This is a genomic window from uncultured Campylobacter sp. (assembly GCF_937981295.1).
Classification (GTDB): Bacteria; Campylobacterota; Campylobacteria; order Campylobacterales; family Campylobacteraceae; genus Campylobacter_B.
This window is the reverse complement of record NZ_CALJPC010000003.1, coordinates 1-17,573: the sequence shown is the minus strand read 5'-3', so window position 1 is coordinate 17,573 and position 17,573 is coordinate 1. Positions and strand designations below refer to the sequence as shown.

16 protein-coding genes are annotated in these 17,573 nt (G+C 49.8%); 1 reads left to right on the top strand and 15 read right to left on the bottom strand.

What is annotated here, in order from left to right:
• Positions 1 to 72: 72 nt before the first annotated feature.
• The 15 genes from Q0135_RS00765 to Q0135_RS00695 form a co-directional block, all read right to left on the bottom strand.
• Positions 73 to 1,209 (bottom strand): PLP-dependent aspartate aminotransferase family protein, encoded by a 1,137-nt coding sequence (locus Q0135_RS00765; RefSeq protein ID WP_297987475.1) that lies wholly within the window; start codon positions 1,207 to 1,209, stop codon positions 73 to 75.
• A 25-nt stretch (positions 1,210 to 1,234) separates the two neighbouring features.
• Complete coding sequence (locus Q0135_RS00760) at positions 1,235 to 1,969, bottom strand: amino acid ABC transporter ATP-binding protein (RefSeq protein WP_297882925.1); 735 nt, start codon at positions 1,967 to 1,969, stop codon at positions 1,235 to 1,237.
• Positions 1,969 to 2,637, bottom strand: coding sequence for an amino acid ABC transporter permease (locus Q0135_RS00755; RefSeq protein WP_005871287.1), 669 nt, complete (start codon positions 2,635 to 2,637; stop codon positions 1,969 to 1,971). The genes Q0135_RS00760 and Q0135_RS00755 overlap by 1 nt, the downstream gene beginning before the upstream one ends.
• Positions 2,634 to 3,383 (bottom strand): amino acid ABC transporter substrate-binding protein, encoded by a 750-nt coding sequence (locus tag Q0135_RS00750; RefSeq protein WP_297987473.1) that lies wholly within the window; start codon positions 3,381 to 3,383, stop codon positions 2,634 to 2,636. Before Q0135_RS00750 ends, Q0135_RS00755 begins: the two co-directional genes overlap by 4 nt.
• Before the next feature lie 93 nt (positions 3,384 to 3,476).
• On the bottom strand, positions 3,477 to 4,220 hold the full coding sequence (locus Q0135_RS00745; protein WP_297987472.1) for an amino acid ABC transporter substrate-binding protein: 744 nt from the start codon (positions 4,218 to 4,220) through the stop codon (positions 3,477 to 3,479).
• A 386-nt stretch (positions 4,221 to 4,606) separates the two neighbouring features.
• Positions 4,607 to 5,863, bottom strand: coding sequence for a glutamate-5-semialdehyde dehydrogenase (locus Q0135_RS00740; protein ID WP_297987470.1), 1,257 nt, complete (start codon positions 5,861 to 5,863; stop codon positions 4,607 to 4,609).
• Between the two features lie 409 nt (positions 5,864 to 6,272).
• Entirely contained in the window at positions 6,273 to 7,394 is a 1,122-nt protein-coding gene (gene proB, locus Q0135_RS00735) for a glutamate 5-kinase (RefSeq protein ID WP_297987468.1), read from the bottom strand.
• Between the two features lie 397 nt (positions 7,395 to 7,791).
• Entirely contained in the window at positions 7,792 to 9,342 is a 1,551-nt protein-coding gene (locus Q0135_RS00730) for a flavocytochrome c (RefSeq protein ID WP_297963064.1), read from the bottom strand.
• 266 nt (positions 9,343 to 9,608) lie between these two features.
• The gene (locus Q0135_RS00725; RefSeq protein ID WP_297987498.1) at positions 9,609 to 10,436 is read right to left on the bottom strand and encodes a radical SAM protein; all 828 of its coding nucleotides are present in this window, start codon (positions 10,434 to 10,436) and stop codon (positions 9,609 to 9,611) included.
• On the bottom strand, positions 10,436 to 11,212 hold the full coding sequence (locus tag Q0135_RS00720; RefSeq protein WP_122873338.1) for a 4Fe-4S binding protein: 777 nt from the start codon (positions 11,210 to 11,212) through the stop codon (positions 10,436 to 10,438). Before Q0135_RS00720 ends, Q0135_RS00725 begins: the two co-directional genes overlap by 1 nt.
• Positions 11,205 to 12,065 carry a substrate-binding domain-containing protein gene (locus Q0135_RS00715; RefSeq protein ID WP_297987466.1) on the bottom strand — a complete coding sequence of 287 codons (861 nt, stop codon included), beginning with the start codon at positions 12,063 to 12,065 and terminating at the stop codon, positions 11,205 to 11,207. The genes Q0135_RS00720 and Q0135_RS00715 overlap by 8 nt, the downstream gene beginning before the upstream one ends.
• Positions 12,066 to 12,136: 71 nt before the next feature.
• Complete coding sequence (locus Q0135_RS00710) at positions 12,137 to 13,246, bottom strand: double-cubane-cluster-containing anaerobic reductase (protein WP_297987464.1); 1,110 nt, start codon at positions 13,244 to 13,246, stop codon at positions 12,137 to 12,139.
• Positions 13,243 to 14,019, bottom strand: coding sequence for an acyl-CoA dehydratase activase (locus Q0135_RS00705; protein WP_297987462.1), 777 nt, complete (start codon positions 14,017 to 14,019; stop codon positions 13,243 to 13,245). The genes Q0135_RS00710 and Q0135_RS00705 overlap by 4 nt, the downstream gene beginning before the upstream one ends.
• A 150-nt stretch (positions 14,020 to 14,169) precedes the next feature.
• The gene (locus Q0135_RS00700; RefSeq protein WP_297987461.1) at positions 14,170 to 15,102 is read right to left on the bottom strand and encodes a DMT family transporter; all 933 of its coding nucleotides are present in this window, start codon (positions 15,100 to 15,102) and stop codon (positions 14,170 to 14,172) included.
• A 6-nt stretch (positions 15,103 to 15,108) separates the two neighbouring features.
• On the bottom strand, positions 15,109 to 16,014 hold the full coding sequence (locus Q0135_RS00695) for a DMT family transporter (protein WP_297987459.1): 906 nt from the start codon (positions 16,012 to 16,014) through the stop codon (positions 15,109 to 15,111).
• A gap of 475 nt (positions 16,015 to 16,489) precedes the next feature.
• On the opposite strand from Q0135_RS00695, the gene der reads away from it, so the two are divergent.
• The coding region (gene der, locus Q0135_RS00690) for a ribosome biogenesis GTPase Der (protein ID WP_297987457.1) at positions 16,490 to 17,573 on the top strand (1,084 nt) is incomplete at its 3' end.

The window sequence follows — 17,573 nt, the reverse complement described above, 5'->3', positions numbered from 1 at the left end:
CGTGAATTCTGCGCGCGTAAATTTTTACAAGCCTGTATAAAATTCTACAAGCTTACGTAAATTTCGCGCCGCCTATTTTTTAGATTTTTCTAGCGCGGCGGCAAGGTCTGCTATGAGATCGTCTGCGTTTTCGATACCTATGGCTAGGCGCAGCAAATTTTGACTTATGCCGATGCGCTCTTGCAGCTCGCGTGGATAACTCTCGTGCGTCATCGACGCGGGGTGGCAGATCAGGCTCTCTACGCCGCCCAGACTAACCGCCAGATCGAATAGCTCAAGGCTACGTGCGAAGGTTTTATAGTCGTATTGTGGCTTAAGCACTAGTGAGATGACCGCTCCGATGCCGCTAGCTTGGCGATTTTGTATCTCTTTTTCGTTAGCTGAATGCGAGCCTGCAAAATTTACCGCCTCTACCGCAGGATTGCCGCGTAAAAATTCTATTATCTTTAGTGTATTTTCGCTCTGGCGGTCGAAGCGCACGCTTAGCGTTTTAAGCCCGCGTATGAGCGAATACGCGTCGGTAGGCGATAGCGTCGCGCCCAGAGTGTTTTTCATAAACTGAATTCTTGCGGCAAGCTCATCGTCGTTCGTCGTAACGATGCCGGCGATCAGATCGGCATGCCCGCCTATGTATTTGGTCGCGCTATAAACCACGACGTCTGCGCCGTGCTCTAGCGGGCGCTGATAATATGGGGTCAAAAAGGTATTATCCATAACCACAAGCGCGCCGTTTTTGTGCGCGAGCTCGCTGATGCGCTCAATATCGGTTACTCGCAAAAGCGGATTTGATGGCGTCTCGATGAAGACCATTTTGACGTCGCTCGGAATTTCGGTGATCGAATTCAGATCGTCCACCAAGTCGTAATTGATCCCTTGATTTTTAAAAATCCCACTTACGTATCGATAGGTGCCGCCGTAGACGTTGTTGTTTAACAGCACGCGATCTCCGCTTTTAAGCAGCGCAAACGCAGCGCTCGTAGCCGCCATGCCCGAAGCTAGCGCGAAGGCGTATTTGCTGCCTTCAAATTTTGCAAAAAGCTCTTCAAAGGCGTTGCGCGTAGGATTTGCGCCGCGCGAATAGGCGTATTTGCCGAAATTATCCAGGCTTTCTTGCACGAAGGTGCTGGCTAGATATATCGGCGGAATCACCGCGTTATAGGGGTTGGACTTGGCCTCTATGCCCTTTACGATTAGGGTATCTATTTTCATCTTTTCTCCTTGAAATTTAATGGATTTAAAAGCTCATCGCTCCGATAAATTTAGCTATGCGCTCGTCGCTGCTACCGAAGAATTCCTCTGCGTCGCCGTCGAATGCGATAACTCCGCCGTCTAGGAATAAAATTCTATCTGCGATCTTGCGCGCAAAGCCCATATTGTGCGTGACGATGATAAGCGAGCGATCCTCTGCGGCAAGCTCTGCGATAGTCTTTAGCACCTGTGCCTCAAGCTCGGGATCAAGCGCGCTCGTAGGCTCATCCAGCAGCAAAAACTCAGGCTGCATCGCAAGCGCCCGCGCGATCGCTACGCGCTGGCTCTGACCGCCGGAGAGGCGAGCCGGATACGCGCCAGCTTTATCCGCCATACCGACTTTTTTTAGCAGCGTCATTGCATTTGCTTCGGCAAGCTCGCGTGGCTGCTTTAGCACGTGCACGGGTGCTTCGATGACGTTTTGCAAGACGTTGAGGTGCGGAAAGAGATTGAAGCTTTGAAAAACCATGCCCGTATGCGCGCGGAATGGATGATATTCGCTTGTTTTATGCTGAGCGTCGAAATTTATCTTAAACTCGCCTAGCTGTAGCTCGCCGCCGCTTGGAATTTCGAGCAGATTTATGCAGCGCAGCATCGTGGATTTGCCAGAGCCGGAGCTTCCTAAAATCACTGTTGTTTGCCCGTCGCGAAATTCTAAGCTTAGCCCGTTTAGCACGACGTGATCGCCGAAGCGCTTAGTTAAGTTCGTAAATTTTATCATCACACGAACCTTGAAAATCGTCGCTCTAGCTTGGATTGTAAGAACGTAAGAAGGGTGCAGACTGCTAGATAAAATAGCGCCGCCAGCACGTATAGCGTAAGCGGATCGAATGCCCGTGCGGCGATACGTTGAGCGACCATAAACATATCAACCATCGTAATCGAGGCTACGAGCGAAGTGTCTTTAAGCGTAGAGATAAATATATTTGATAGCGGCGGCAGCGATATGCGCGCTGCTTGCGGAGCAATAATACGGCGCAGAATTTGAGCGTAGCTCATGCCTAGCGAGGTAGCCGCCTCCCATTGCCCCTTTGGCACTGATAGGATCGCAGCTCGCACCGCCTCTGAAGCGTAAGCGCCGATATTGAGGCTAAAGGTAATGATCGCAGCAGCCCAAACATCAAGTGTGATCCCAACGATTGGAAGTCCGAAATAGACGATAAAAAGCTGCACCAAAAGCGGAGTGCCGCGAAAAATCCAAATATAAATTTCGCTTAGCTGCTTTAAAATTTTAAAATTTGCGATGCGTGCGACCGCCGTCAGTACCGCAAGCACGAGCCCGAGCAGAAATGAGATTATCGTAAGCGGGATCGTAACTTGCAGCAGGGCTAGCGCCATCGGCTCTAGCGAGCTGCTAACAAGCTCTAGAATTCTGCTTGTTTCGTTCATTCACTCACATCTTTGCCGAAATATTTAAGCGAAATTTCTTTTAGCTTGCCTTCGGCTTTGAGTTCGTTTAAAGCTTTGCTGATTTGATCTGCGAGCTCTTTATTGCCCTTCTGCACGATTGCAGCGCTATAATCGACATCTTTTAGCTTTGCAGCGATCTTAATCGGAGCATCCGGACGTTGTTTTAAAAAGTCGTAAAATACGGTATTGTCGCGCACGACGGTATCTACGCGGCGAGCGATCAGCAGCTCCATACTTTTAGCGAAACTATCTACAGTTACGTTTTGCGCGCCGTATTTTTTAGCGACTTGTGCCCAGTTGCTGGTAGCGGAGTCTGCATTTTTCTTGCCTTTTAAATCCTCGAAGCTTTTAATGTCGTTGTTATCTTTATGCACGATAATAGCTCCGTAAACGACGGTGTAGGGCATAGAATATTCATATTTTTTTTTGCGCTCATCAGTGATGCTTACTTGATTAAACACAGCGTCTGCCTTGCCTGCATCAAATGCTGCAAGCATCGCATCCCAAGGCGCGGTTAGAAATTCTATTTTTAGACCAAGCTTTTCGGCGACTGCGCGCGCGACATCTACGTCGTATCCTACGAGCTCATTTTTGTCGTTATAATACGAAAATGGCGAAAAGGTGCCTTCCGTAGCCACTTTAAGCACGCCTTCGCGTAGTGTTTTAGAGTTTGCGCCGCATATTAAAAGCGCGCACGCAAGCAAAGTTTTTATTAAATTTTTCATAATTCCTCCAAGATTTTATGAGCGAAATTTAAAATGCAAAATTCCGCTCAGCTAAGTTTAAAATTCCACGCTTCAACTAAGCGGTCGTAGAATTTATTCCGTAATGTCTTTGCCAAAATATTTAAGTGAAATTTCTTTCAGAACGCCTTTTTGCTTTAGCGATTTTAGCGCGGAATTTATCTGCGCCGTCAGCTCATCATCCTTTTTAAGCAGCACGGCGGAATAGATCGGCTCATTGCCTTGAGCTGCGATCTTTAGCGGGGCGTTCGGGCGCTGCTTCATATAGTCTAAAAATGTGATGTTGTCGTTGATCGTAGCGTCTGCGCGACGAGCTATGATAAGCTCCACACCCTTGCTAAATCCGTCTGCTGTGACGATCTCAGCGCCATAGTTGCGTGCCATGTCCGCCCAGTTACTGGTAGCGGAGTGGACGCTTTTTTTGCCTTTAAGATCCGCAAAACTCTTAATCTCCTCGTTATCAGCTCGCACTACTAGCGCAGCATAAGCCACGGTATAAGGCTCGCTGAAATTATATTTTTTCTTGCGCTCCTGCGTGATGCTTACTTGATTCATCGCTATGTCTGCTTTGCCTGCGTCAAATGCCGCGAGCATCGCATCCCACGGCGCGGTTAAAAATTCCGCCTTTAGCCCTAGCTCTTTTGCTAGTGCGCGAGCGATATCGACATCAAAGCCGGTAAGATTATTTTTCTCGTCATAGAAAGAATACGGCGAGTAAGTCCCCTCCGTGGCTATTACGAGCGTGCCCTCTTTAAGCGTCTTAGCGCTTAGGGTGGCGGTGATCAGCGCTGTTGCGAGCAGGGCTTTAAATATTTTCATTGAATCTCCTTGAAATTTAGCTATCGCTCGCGCTGCGAGCAGATGCGCGATTATATCGTGCGGAATATATAATTTTTATTAAAATTTTAAATTTTAGTAAGACGTGATACAAAATTTCGCCTGTATGACAAAGCTTTAGCGTCATATATTTTTAAAATTCTGACAGAGGTGATTTATAAAATTTCAAGTTTATTAGGTAAAAGTATCACAGAAGGAATTCAGCCTGCGATATAAAATAAAATTTGCAAGTATTTCGAGGCGATTTTTTGAGTTAGAAGCTAAAATTTTGCGCAAGCTAGACTTCTGCTTGCAGTTGCGAGCGCAAGAGAAGCAAAATTCTCTCAAAAGCGCTCGCAAGATGAGCCTTTTAAAAAAAAGACGAGCCGCTAACGAATTTGCCCGCCTCCGCGGACGACGTATTTATAGGTCGTAAGCTCCCTCACCCCCATCGGCCCTCTGGCATGCAGCTTTTGCGTACTGATGCCGATCTCGCCGCCAAAACCGAACTCGCTGCCGTCGCTAAAGCGCGTCGAGGCGTTGGCGTAGACGACCGCGCTGCCGACTTCGTTTAAAAATCGCTCGACGTTTGTGTAATCCGCACTTAAAATCGCGTCCGAATGCCCGCTAGAATGCGCGTTTATAAAGCTTATCGCCTCATCCGTATCTCGCACCACGCGCACGGCTAGCACGAGATCCAAAAACTCGGCGCCAAAGTCGCTATCGCCGGCAGCCTTGACGTTTTTTGCGCCTCGCAGATCCGCGCACGAGCCCAGTAGCTGCTCACTCACGCGAAACTCGACCTCCGGCATCTCGCGCACCAGCTCAGGCAAAATTTTGCCCGCCACGCGCTCATGCAAAAGCACGCATTCTACGGCGTTGCAGACGCTTGGGCGCTGGGTTTTGGCGTTTTTGATTATCTTCGCAGCCTCGCTCAAATTTGCGCTCTCATCGACAAAGATGTGGCAAACTCCCTCACCCGTCATGATGATCGGTACGGTCGCGTTTTGCGCGATAAAATCTTTTAAGCTCTTGCCGCCGCGCGGTATCAAAACGTCGATATACTCGCTCATTTTCGCCATGTGCGCTACGACTTCGCGTTCGGCGCTCTCCACGAGCTGCACTGCACCCGTCGGTAAGCCGAATTTCGCCCCCGCCTCGTTAAATAAATTTACTAAAAAGATGTTTGAATTTAGCGCACTAGCACTGCCTCGCAGGATCGCTGCATTGCCGCTTTTTAGCGCCAGAGCCGCCGCGTCAATGCTGACGTTTGGACGGCTCTCATAGATGATACCAAGCACCCCCATCGGCACGCGTACGCGGCTGATTTGCATGCCGTTTGGATGGCTCCAGCCGCCTAGATTTTCGCCCACGACCTCTGCAAATCCCGCCACTTCGCGCACGCCCTGCGCCATAGCCTCGATGCGGGCGTCGGTTAGCCTTAGGCGGTCCAGCAACGCCGCACTCAAGCCCGATTTCTCGCCGTTTGCAAGGTCTTTGGCGTTTGCCGCTTTTATCGCGTCCTTTTGCGCGAGCAGCTCATCCGCCACGGCGTTTAAAATTTCAAATTTGGCCTTGCTACCAAGTCTCAAAAGCTCGCCGCAAGCGGCCTTTGCGCGCTTACAGATCTCTAAAATTTCGTTCATTTTCGCTCCTTAATCTATAAATCAAATAGCGTGTTGCGTATATAAATGCCGCAAGCGTCGCTTCTATCGCGTCTAAAATTCCTGCGCGTCTTATTTTTATCCGCACGGCGGTTTAAATTTAGCGCGCTTTGGGTCATTTTATTTCGGATTTTCTTGCGTCAAAATTTCGCTTACTCGCCGGGCATTACGCCCAACCTTCTCATTTCAATTCGCGCATAGCGTTTTTACGTAATCCGCCGGCTCATATCCGCGCAGTTCAAAAACGTCTAGCTCGCCGTTTTTATCGGCGTCCGGTTCGTCAAATTTTGCCGTCCACGCCGCGCCCGCCAAGAGTAGTGCAAAAAAATATAATCTTTTTCATCTACGCCTTCCGTTTGAAATTTTAAACGCACAGAACACGGCTAAAATTTCATTGCAGCGCGATATTATCCGCGTGGATCGCGTCATCGTCGCTTTTGTAGCCTAAAGCATGCTCTATCTCATCGCTTTTTGCGCCCGCTATGCGCGCAAGCTCGCAGCTTGAATAGTTGCTAATGCCGTGCGCCAGCAGCTTGCCGTCGGTCGCGCAGACGTTTACGATCTCGCCGCGCTCAAACTCGCCGCGCACCTCGGTAATCCCGACCGCAAGCAGGCTTTTGCCCGATTTTATCGCCTCTGCCGCCCCCGCGTCGATAATCACCGCACCTTTGCTGATCGCGCCGTATGCGAGCCAGTATTTACGCGAGCTAAGCCGCGCCGCGCCCGCGCTAAAGAGGGTGCCGACCTCCTCGCCCGCCGCTATTTTAAGCAAAATTTCGTCCGTACGCCCGTTTGCGATGATCAGGCTTGTGCCGATCTGATTTGCCATTTGCGCCGCCGCGATCTTGGTTGCCATGCCGCCCGTGCCGAATTTACTGCCCTCGCCGCCTGCCATTTTGACGACGTGCTCGTCGATTTTTTCGATAAAGCTTAAAAGTTTTGCGTCCGCGTGCTCGCTCGGATTTTTGTCGTACAGCCCGTCGATATCGCTTAAAATCACGAGCAGATCAGCATCGATTAGCCCCGCTACTAGCGCACTTAGCGTGTCGTTGTCGCCCACTTTCAGTTCATCTGCTACGACGGGATCGTTTTCGTTGATAATCGGCACGATGCCGCGCGAGAGTAGCTCCGCGCAGACGTTTCGCACGCTAAGATAGCGCACCCTGTCGCTAAAATCGCCTCGGCTTAACAGCAGCTGCGCGATAATGCGGTCATGCGCCCAAAATAGCCGCTCGTAAAGATGCATCAGTGCGACCTGTCCGACCGCCGCTAGAGCCTGCTTGCGGCTTAAAATTTTAGGTCTTTGCGCGATACCGAGCAGCCCCATACCCGCGCCCACGGCGCCCGAGCTTACCAAAGCCACGCAAAAGCCTGCATCTTTTAGCTTGCAAATTTGCGCGACTAGACTTTTGATGAGCCGCTCATTTAGCGAACCGTCCGCATTGGTAAGCGTTGAGGTACCGATTTTTACGACGATACGTTTTGTGCCGCCCAGAAGCTCTTTTCTACCCATTTTCCGCTCCGAAATTTTTGAAAATTATATCGAAAACGGCTTATTTTAAATTTTATGTTTTGAGCTGTGCGCAGCGTACTTTTGGCTAAAATTTCTAAAACAGTTCTCTTTTTTCTAAGCATTATATTTGTGGCGCCTGCGCGCAGGTTTAAATTTAATTTGGCGTTGTCGCGCTGCGAGTTTTAAATTTTAGTGGAGTAAATTTTATAAATTCGACTTTAAATTTAAAAAGTATCGCAGGTTAAATTTAGCCCGCGATACGAAATAAAAACGGATTATCGCGAGATGATTTTAAATGTTTTGAAGTAAATTTCGTCCCAAGACTAGACATATAGTCTGTCGCAGGGCGAAATTTACGAAATCATTTAAAAGCGCTCGCGAGAACTCCGTTTTATGGTTAGCCTATATTCTCACCGGCTATCATACCAAACGTTAAGCAGTCAGCTATAGCCACGCTACCTAAGCGGCTAGCTCCGTGTACGCCGCCGGTGATCTCGCCTGCGGCAAATAGTCTTGGGATAGGCATCTCTGTTTGTAGAGAGATGACCTGGGCTTTGGTATTGATGTCGATACCGCCCATAGTGTGGTGGAGTTTTGGCGTACCGCGCATAGCGTAGAAAGGCGGTTTAGAGATATCTACGCCGTTTGTAGTGGTTTTATCCATTGGTTTGCCAAAGTCTTCGTCTTTGCCTGATTTAACGAAGCTATTATATCTCTCGACGGTCTTTTTTAGCTCTGCAGCAGGGATTTTATAAAATGCCGCAAGCTCGTCTAGAGTTTCAAATTTCTTTAGTACGCCAGATTCCAGCGGTTTAGTGTAGTGCTCAGGTATGACCATGTTTTTTACGCCATCACTATCGCAGAAGTTGATCGGATAGATATCTGCTTTTGCGTCGATTACTTTAAACATAGCTTGAGAGCGGGTGCGGCGGTCCGCTAGCTCGTTCATATAGCGTTTGCCGGTTCTTGGATCGACTGAAATTCCGTAGCGGAAGCTTCCGTTTACGTTAAACATAGAGCCTACGCCAAATCCTTTTTCATCAGGGCATGCCCATGGGCCAAATTGTATCCAGCTAAGTTGCACTGGAGTAGCGCCGATCCTAAATGCCTCTTTCATAGCGCCAGCAGTAGCTCCTGGGTGGTTGGTGCTATCTGTGGTAGGTAGGATAGATGGATCTTGGACTTGTCTAAAGAATACGTCGCGGCAAAATCCGCCTGCTGCTAGTACTACGCCTTTTTTAGCTTTTATAGTCTTTTTAGTTCCGGTAGTGTTTTCGGCGTCGTCTTTTTGGCTCTTTGGATCAAATTTATAATCCTCTCTGATGATCACGCCGTCTACGCCGCCGTCTTCGCCTAGGACGAATTCGTCAAATTTAGCTCTTTGTCTTAGCTCGCAGCCTTGTAGGTTTTTAAAGTATTCTACCATCGGCTGAACGATACCCGAGCCTGAGCCGTTAGCGGTTTGAAGCGATCTAGGTACGCTGTGTCCGCCTGCGTGAGTAACTTTATCTATGTATTTAGCGCCGCATTTTAGAGTTAGCTTATATGCGTCTTGAGCGCGAGTAGCGATGGTATCAATGAGATCTACGTGGTTTAGTCCGCGACCTGCTTTTAGGCAGTCTTTGATAAATAGCTCGTTGCTATCTTTGATGCCTTCGGCTTTTTGTTTGTCGCTGTTTGGAACGGCAAAAATTCCGCCGTTAATTACGGAGTTGCCGCCTACGCGTCCCATCTTTTCTAGGATTAGGACTTTATTGCCCTTTTCGGCTGCGGTGATACCTGCTGCTAGTCCTGCAAAACCGGAACCAACGATGACTACGTCCCACTCCTCGTCAAATTTGACGTCTTTAGCGTTTACCGCAGCATTTGCGTTTACGGAGCCGAGCGCTAAAGCACCCGCGCCAACTAGGCTCATTTTGAGCAGATCACGTCTTGAAACGTTTTCCATGATGTCTCCTTTATTTTACCGTTATACGGTTTTTTCAGATGCCTAATTTTGGAGTTATTGTACCAAAAGTTAAATAAAAGCAAAATAATATTATTTAAAAATTGTTTTTAAATTTTAAAAAAACTGCCGCCGCTAAAAAGCCGCTTATCGGTTGCCTACTAGCTCTAAATTTAGACAAATTTTAAATTTAAATCTCTACATAAAATTTTGTGCGCTATGAGAGCGTGTATCCTGTGCCAGATAAAAGACCCGCTAAAAGCAGGTCTTTATTTCTCGCAAAGCTTGCCGCATGCGTCGGCGCGACATCTGCTGCAGTGAGTCATTTGGTGAATGGAGCCGCCGATTAGCTTTCGCATGCTGCGAATTTCTTCATTCGAGGGCGATTTGATATTTGCAAAAGGGGTGTCATGCACGGGGATCATCGCCATGCAGTTCATGATATCGGCCTGCCACTCTTTGGCCTTTTTTGCGATATCGGGGACGTGATCCATATTAACGCCGGGGATTACGACCGTATTGATCTTTACGATCACGCGGGCTTCTTTTAGTTTGCGAATCCCTTCCTCTTGGCGCTCCCCAAGAATTCTAGCGCCATCCTCGCCGTGGTAAATTTTGTTTTTATGGCGCACCCACGCATAAATTTTGCCGCCTACGCCCGGCGTTACGGCATTGACGGTCACCGTCACGTGGCTCACGCCGATCCGCACGATATCATCCACGTGCTCGGGCAGGGACAGGCCGTTTGTGGATAGGCAAAGTAGGGCGTGAGGGAAGCGGGCTTTGCATTTTTCAAAGGTAGCTAGGGTCTTGTCGGCATCGCACATAGGATCCCCGGGTCCTGCGATACCGATGACCGAGATATCCTGTCTAAATTTAAATAGATTTTCCACGTATTCCACGGCCTCATCCGGGCTTTGTACTCTCCCCGTTACGCCGGGGCGATTTTCGTTGGCGCAGTCGTAGATGCGGTTGCAAAAATTGCATTGGATATTGCAATGCGGCGCTACAGGAAGGTGCACGCGCCCGTAGGCGGCGGACGCTTTTTTGCTAAAGCAGGGGTGGTTGTCGAAGGAGGGTTTGGCGAAAAAATTCATCAATCTTTTTTCCTTCCGAATTTGATGGCGTCCGCGTGGCAAACATCCATGCAATCGCCGCAGTTCGTGCAGTTCATCTCGTCCGGTCTCGTGCCCATTTCGCATTTGCGCAAACAGGCGTTGCAGTTGTCGCAGGCGTCTGTTTTATAAACGCGAAATATTGAAATTTTACGCAGCAGCTCCATTATACCGCCGCTAGGACAGGCGAAGCGGCACCATAAATTTGCGACGATCAAGGACGCGGCGATGAGGGCCACGACGACGGCAGTGCGAACCGCCCAGTACCAGTCGGAAAATTTAAAAGACATGATAACGGCGTTGAGATACTCGTCGCTGGTGCGGATAGGGATCATGACGCGAGGGTTGCCGTAGATAAAATATACGCCGGCGCTAAGCAAAACGGCTAGAACCATGCCTATTTGCGCATATCGTAGCTTCCTGTTATTTTTTAGCTTGAGCTTAAAAGCGGCAAATTTGCCGAGCATTTGATTTACGAATCCGCCCGGGCAAAGCCAGCCGCAAAACGCGCGCCCGAGGAAAATAACCAGCACGGGTATAAACAGCCAAAATCCAAAAAATACGGTCGCGATCCGCCCCCAACACGTGACGATCGGGCAGGATTGGCAGTTTACGAAAGGCACGATAAATGGGCATCTAAAAATCCCGTAATACGCCCATTGCCCGATCGCGCCTATAAAAATCAGCTGCACCAAACGACGAATTTTAGTTAGCCTAGAGACTTTTTTCATCTTTGCCATATTTACTATACTAAACATCTTTTACACCAAACCTTTCTATGAGTTCAAGCCCGCGCGCCGAATGGATGGAGGTAAAGCCGTGCCGCTCGAAAATTTCCTGCCCCTCCACGGAGCAGACGAAGTCCGCAAAGTCATCGGCCAGCTTCTCGTCTTTTACGTATTTCATGATATTTAGCGTAAAGGTAAGCGGCCCGGGCGGAATTAGTTTCTCGTCGATAGGCATATATTCGATTTTGTCTTTAAATCTATCGTGCGTCGTTAGGCGCTTTTCGATTATGGACGCATCGCCCTTGCCCTCTACGAGATCACACATCATCTGGATGACGCATGATCCGTTGGCGACCATATTTTTCATAACGGGCTCTGTGAGACCTGAATTTTTCAAAATTCCCTTTACCGGTCCGCTACCCGGAGGCGAAGCCCTTAGCGGCAGCATCACCCGCACGCCGGGCTCTGCTAGATCCTTCAGATCGCGAATGCCCGCGGGATTTCCCTTCGGCACTACTAAAACGTAGTCGGTAAAACACAGCGGTCTAAAGCGAAGGCTAAGGCCAGCTTTGCGCAGTTTTTGGCTTAGCTCCAAAACGCGGGCGCCGAAAACCTCCGTCTTGCCCTGCAAAGCTAGCAGCGACTTTCCGAGCGCTCCAGCAAAGGCGCCGGTGTACTGGATATTATGCCCCGTTTTGGACTCGTACGCCTGATTTATCTGCGCAAAAGCCTCAGATAAACCTCCGCACGACCAAACCTGCAGCGAATCAGGCTTAAACGGCGTATAGCCAGCGAGCATCGATTCGGGTCCGGCGATGGCTGCCGCTGCCAAAGCTCCTTTTAAAAAGCCGCGACGAGATTCGTCTATCTCTTTAAATTTCATGCAATCTCTCCTTTCTTTGGATTGTTTTTAAATTTAGAAAATTCTTCATTTTAAAATTTCGAGCAACCCGCTTAGAGCAGTTCTATAAACGCTTCTAGGCGCGTTCGAATTTGCCCGATGTCCTGTTTGGAGTAGTCGGTCTCCAAGCTCATATAGTTCGCTCCCGCTTCGCGGCTCGCCTCTTTGATCTTGTTCGTCTCGATCGCGTAGGTGTGGCAGCCGCTTAGCACGACGTCGATGACGCCGTCTGCTTGATATTCGCGTACGAAATCCTTGATAACCTCTGAGCGCGCGTCGTTTTGATACATCACCGAACAGGGGATTTTGAGGTAGCGCTCGGCGATATTTGCGACCAGATCGCCCTTCGTTTGCACTTGGTTTTGATAGCCTTTGGTGCCGGAGCAGTTTTCAAAGGCCACTACGTCTGCACCCAGCTCCTCAATCTGCTTGATAACCTTTTCATACACGCCTCCGCTCGGACAGCCTGTGATGATGATCCGCTTTTTACGAGTTCTCGGCGGCGTCATCTCCTTTGCGGCGGCTATGTAAGCGCGTATCATTTTAAGCTTTTCGCGTTTGTCGTATATGAAGTCGCTCGCAAATGAAATTTGATGAATTTCGCTGCCCGCTACCGGCATCGGATTTAGTTTGCCAAGCTCTAAAAGCTCCAGCATCACATCACGCTCTTCGTTGTAAATTTGCACCGCATCGAGCAGTGCTTCATCGGTGATTTTCGTATCAAATTTTTGCTCTAAAACTTTGCGAAATTCTCTAAGCTCGTCGGTAAAAAGCTCCAAGCTCTTGCCACCGGTCATATTCGGCAGTTGCAGCACGTGGACGTCCTTATGTTTTGCCAGCAGCTCATACATCTTTTTCTTGCCGTCGCAGGTCGTTTCGCCTATGACGAGATCGCTGGCGTTCATATAGGGGCATTTTTTCGTAACCGCGTAGCCGTAGCTTGCTTTGATCAGTGGGCAAAGATTGTGCGGAAGCTCGGCATGAGCGGCGTCTATAGGACTCTCGTCATAGGCGCAAAGCCCAACCGGCACGGCGCCCGCTGCGTAGATGAGCTCCTTGGGAGAGTAGGTACAAAACATCCCCACTACGCGTTTGCCTTGCTCTTTTAGATCGTGAAGAGCCATTGCGTTGCGCTTTTTAAGCGCGTCAAAATCCATTCTCATCTCGTCTCCTTTAAAATTTCGTTTGCTTTGCGTGCACCGATAAGCGAAGCGCCCATCGCGCCGCAGTAGATTGCGTTTTCGCAAGTAAAAATTTCAGCCCCCAGATGCTCGCCTAGAAGCTGCTTAAAGAGCGGCACGTTGCTAAGTCCGCCGCTTAAAAAATAAATTTGATTTTCCAGCCGTTTGATGAGAGAGGCGACCTTGTGCGCGGAGGAATCCACGATGGCGTAGGCGATCTCGCTAGTTTCGGCTCCGTTTGCGCTTAGCGAGACGATCTCGCTTTCTGCAAAAACAGTGCACGTTGAGCTAATTTTAATCGCGGGATTTTTGCGGGCGGTTTTGTAAATTTCGCTAAGCTCAAGCCCCAAGCGGCCCGCACTGATCTCTAAAAATTTGCCCGTGCCGGCCGAGCATTTGTCGTTCATGATAAAATCCGCTGGTTTGCCGTTTTCTATTTTGATCGCTTTGGTGTCTTGCCCGCCCACATCGATGACGGTGCAGTCTTGCTCAAATAAAAAGTGTGCCCCAAGCCCGTGGCATAAAATTTCGCTCATGCTAAGCTGCGCGTAGTCCACGCTGACGCGTCCGTAGCCCGTAGCCGTCACGAAGCCCTCTGCGTAGCCTTTTTGCTCTAAGGCTTGCTTGATCTGGCGCGCGACCTTGACCGCGCTAAAGCCGCTTGGCAGCAAAAATAGCTCGCAAAATTCGCCGCGTTCGTCCATAACGGCGACCTTTGACGAGGTAGAGCCGATGTCGATACCGATAAAATGCATAAAATTTTAAATCCGTCGAAAAATATTTCTACGCCGTAGAACTTTGATTTGAATGTTAGTCTTTTTAAGCTTTTAGACTGCTGAAATTTAGCGTAGGCTTGCGGCGCGGATAAAATTTAGCTTTGCGCCGCATTTGAATTAGATTTAAATTTAGCGCTCGCGGGCGATTAAAATTCCGCTTAAAATCACCACCGCAATGCCTGCTAGCACGATCGGACCGGGCAGATGATCGCCTAGCATAATGCCGAGTGCCATGCTAAAGAGGATGTCGCTATAGCTGATCGCAGCGACTATGCCCGCTTTGCGCGAAGCGGCGTAGGCGCGCGTCATGTAAATTTGAAAGTAGATCCCGCTGACGCCCAGAAGCGCCACGAGCACCCAGCCAAAAAGGCTTGGCGGGTTGAAGTAAGCAAGCCTCGCCAAATCTGCCCCGCTGAAAAGTCCTAAAATTTTAACCTCGCTATCACCGAGCACCCAGCCCGTTATCATCATCGTAGCACTTAGAAAGGTGGCGGACGAGACGAAAACCAGCACGATGAGGTTTGTGGCGTAGTGTTTGCGGAGCTCGCGCACGCTCGTGTATGCAAGCCCCGCGCACATGCCGCCGAAGATTCCCACCGCGTCGGTTATGCTGATGCCGATGTGCGGGCGCACGACGAGTAAAATTCCGCCAAAGCCCAGCAGTATCGCAAACCAGCCGCGCGAGCTTAGCTTTTCGCCTAAGAAAAACGCCGAAAATAGCGCGGTGAAAATGGGCGCCGTTTTTTGGAAGGTAAAAGCGGTGCCAAGATCGATGTGGGCGATATTGTAGAAGGTCGCTAAGATACCGCAGCTGCCGATAAAGCCGCGAAACGCGAGTAGCCACGGCTTGCCGCCCGGGCCCAGGTTTTTTACCCGCCGTAGCGAAAATAGCACGATCGCGATGCCTACGACGTTGCGGAAAAACACGATCTCGGCGCTACTCATATGCTCCGCCATAACCTTGGCTAAAGCGCCGTTTAGCGCAAAATAAAAGCTCGCTACTAGCATATAATAAACGCCAAGATGTTTCAGCCAAAACGCGGAGTAAAATTTCTGCTTCACGCCGTCCTACTTTCGGTTCGCGACGAGCGCGCCCGCGACAATGATGAGCGCCATGCCCCCAAGCGCCATGAAACCGGGCAGGGCGTCGCCTAGCAACAGCCCAAATAGCGTCGAAAAGATGATGTCTGCGTAGCTGATCGTAGCCACTATGCCCGCTTTGCGCGTCGCTGCGTAGGCCTTGGTGACGTAGGTTTGATAAAACAGCCCCAGCAGCCCCAAAAGCACGGCAAAGAGCCAGCCCTGTGCGTTTGGAATTTTAAATTTGCAAAGCATAAAACTCAGCGCGGGCGCGTCTATAAATTCTGCCGCGATCATAAGCGCTGCGGGCATTAGCGTGCCGGCAAGAAGCGCAGAGAGGATGATCGTATCGGAGCTATAGTATTTGCGCAGCCCGCGCACGGAGGTAAACGCCATCGCGGCGAATAATCCGCTTAAAATTCCAAAAATATCGCTCGGCTGCAAGCCAAACTGCGGCTGAATTACTAAAACGATGCCCACAAAGCCTAGGCAGACCGAGAACCAGCCCATCGCGCCGAATTTTTCGCCGAGGGTAAAGTACGCGATGATCGCCGTCCAAATGGACGCCGTTTTTTGAAAGGTAAATGCCTCGCCGAGGCTGATGTTAGCGACGTTATAAAAAAATACCATCAGCCCCAAAATCCCGATAATGCCGCGAAACGCGAGCGTAAAAGGATGACCGCCCTTGTTTGCAAAGCGCGCCGCGCGGGGACGAGCCTTGATTTTATAAAGCAGGATCAAAAGCCCGGGCAGATTGCGAAAGAGCACGACCTCAAGCGATGAAATTTGCGCGCCCAAAAGCTTAGCAAAAACGCCCGTAAGAGAGTAGTAAAAGCACGCCATCAGCATATAATACACGCTTAGATGGTGCAGCAAGAAGTTGTTGTATTTCATCGCGCCCCTTTAAATTTGCGGAATTATACACGCATAATGATTAAATTTTAATATTCCGCCGTTTTAATATTTCGTCGCACCGCCTGCTTTTGCACGTTTGGGCGCGACGGCTCGGTTTTGTACTTCGGCGCTTGTATGCGCAGAATAGTCAAAATTTACGCAGCCGAGGGTTTTTATGTTTTCGCGCGGTTGTTCCCGTTCCGCGCCTCATTTGCTAGTTTTTCGCGCTCAGACTTCGGTTTTAAAATTTTATAAAATTTCGTGCAACCCCAGTTTTGCGCCGTCTGCGGCGACGGATCGCGCGTTTTGATGCCTTGCGTCCGTGCGGCGTTCCGCTAGTGTCGCGATAAAATTTCGCTAAATTTAGCGCTTAAATTTCATAAAATTTTGCCGTCCGATTCCCGCGAGCGAGCGCGTAGAATTTGGCTTTAATCTATTTTTGGTTATAATCGCGCCAAAAACTACAAGGACGAACGTGAAAAGTTTGATCATCATCGGGCGCCCCAACGTCGGCAAGTCGAGCCTTTTTAACCGCCTAGCGGGCGCTCGCATCGCCATTACTAGCGACGTTGCGGGCACGACGCGCGATACCAATAGAGCCGAAGCCGAAATTTTCGATCGCCGCGTGCGCGTGATTGATTCGGGCGGCCTGGACGACGCCTCCGAGCTGTTTGCGCGCGTGCAGATTAAGACGCTAAGCGAGGCAAAGAGCGCGGATTTGATAATCTTTATGACGGACGGCAAGCTACTTCCGAGCGACGATGAGCGGCGGATATTTTTCTCGCTGCAGAGACTTGGCAAGCCCATCGCCCTAGCGGTCAATAAGATCGACGGCAAGCGCGACGAGGAGCGTAGCTGGGAATTTAACGAATTCGGCGTTAAATTTTTCCCGATCTCCGTCTCGCACAACAGCGGCATCGACGAGCTGAAAGAGTGGATATACGGCTTTTTGGACTCTGCGCCCGCGCAGCAGGACGAGGATGAAATTTTTGATGATTTTATAGAGGGCTTTAACGACGAGGGCGAGCCGAAAGAGGGGCGCGACGAGGAATTTTATGCAGACAAAACCATCGGCGTGGGTATCATCGGGCGGGTAAACGTCGGTAAATCGAGCCTTCTAAACGCGCTTGTGGGCTCGCAGCGCTCGGTCGTGAGCGATTACGCGGGCACGACGATCGACCCGGTGAACGAAAGCACGGAATTTGAAGGGCGCACGCTCGAGTTTATCGACACGGCGGGCATTCGCCGCCGCGGTAAGATCGAGGGCATCGAGCGCTTCGCGCTAAATCGCACCGAAAAAATTTTACAAAACTCCGACATCGCGCTTTTGGTGCTTGACGCAAGCGAGCCGCTAAACGAGCTGGACGAGCGCATCGCGGGGCTTGCGGCTAAATTTGAACTCGGGCTTATTATAATTTTAAACAAATGGGATCTTTGCGAACGCGATTACGACGAGTTTTGCCGCGATCTGCGCGATAGGTTTAAATTCCTTTCCTACGCGCCGATCATCAGCGTCAGCGCGACGGACAGGAAGCGGATACATAAAATTTACCCGCTCA

Bases quoted from the DNA above. Each gene is read 5' to 3' on its own strand.
- Q0135_RS00765 (WP_297987475.1), bottom strand. From the start codon at position 1,209: ATGAAAATAGATACCCTAATCGTAAAGGGCATAGAGGCCAAGTCCAAC.
- Q0135_RS00760 (WP_297882925.1), bottom strand. From the start codon at position 1,969: ATGATAAAATTTACGAACTTAACTAAGCGCTTCGGCGATCACGTCGTG.
- Q0135_RS00755 (WP_005871287.1), bottom strand. From the start codon at position 2,637: ATGAACGAAACAAGCAGAATTCTAGAGCTTGTTAGCAGCTCGCTAGAG.
- Q0135_RS00750 (WP_297987473.1), bottom strand. From the start codon at position 3,383: ATGAAAAATTTAATAAAAACTTTGCTTGCGTGCGCGCTTTTAATATGC.
- Q0135_RS00745 (WP_297987472.1), bottom strand. From the start codon at position 4,220: ATGAAAATATTTAAAGCCCTGCTCGCAACAGCGCTGATCACCGCCACC.
- Q0135_RS00740 (WP_297987470.1), bottom strand. From the start codon at position 5,863: ATGAACGAAATTTTAGAGATCTGTAAGCGCGCAAAGGCCGCTTGCGGC.
- proB (WP_297987468.1), bottom strand. From the start codon at position 7,394: ATGGGTAGAAAAGAGCTTCTGGGCGGCACAAAACGTATCGTCGTAAAA.
- Q0135_RS00730 (WP_297963064.1), bottom strand. From the start codon at position 9,342: ATGGAAAACGTTTCAAGACGTGATCTGCTCAAAATGAGCCTAGTTGGC.
- Q0135_RS00725 (WP_297987498.1), bottom strand. From the start codon at position 10,436: ATGAATTTTTTCGCCAAACCCTCCTTCGACAACCACCCCTGCTTTAGC.
- Q0135_RS00720 (WP_122873338.1), bottom strand. From the start codon at position 11,212: ATGTTTAGTATAGTAAATATGGCAAAGATGAAAAAAGTCTCTAGGCTA.
- Q0135_RS00715 (WP_297987466.1), bottom strand. From the start codon at position 12,065: ATGAAATTTAAAGAGATAGACGAATCTCGTCGCGGCTTTTTAAAAGGA.
- Q0135_RS00710 (WP_297987464.1), bottom strand. From the start codon at position 13,246: ATGAGAATGGATTTTGACGCGCTTAAAAAGCGCAACGCAATGGCTCTT.
- Q0135_RS00705 (WP_297987462.1), bottom strand. From the start codon at position 14,019: ATGCATTTTATCGGTATCGACATCGGCTCTACCTCGTCAAAGGTCGCC.
- Q0135_RS00695 (WP_297987459.1), bottom strand. From the start codon at position 16,014: ATGAAATACAACAACTTCTTGCTGCACCATCTAAGCGTGTATTATATG.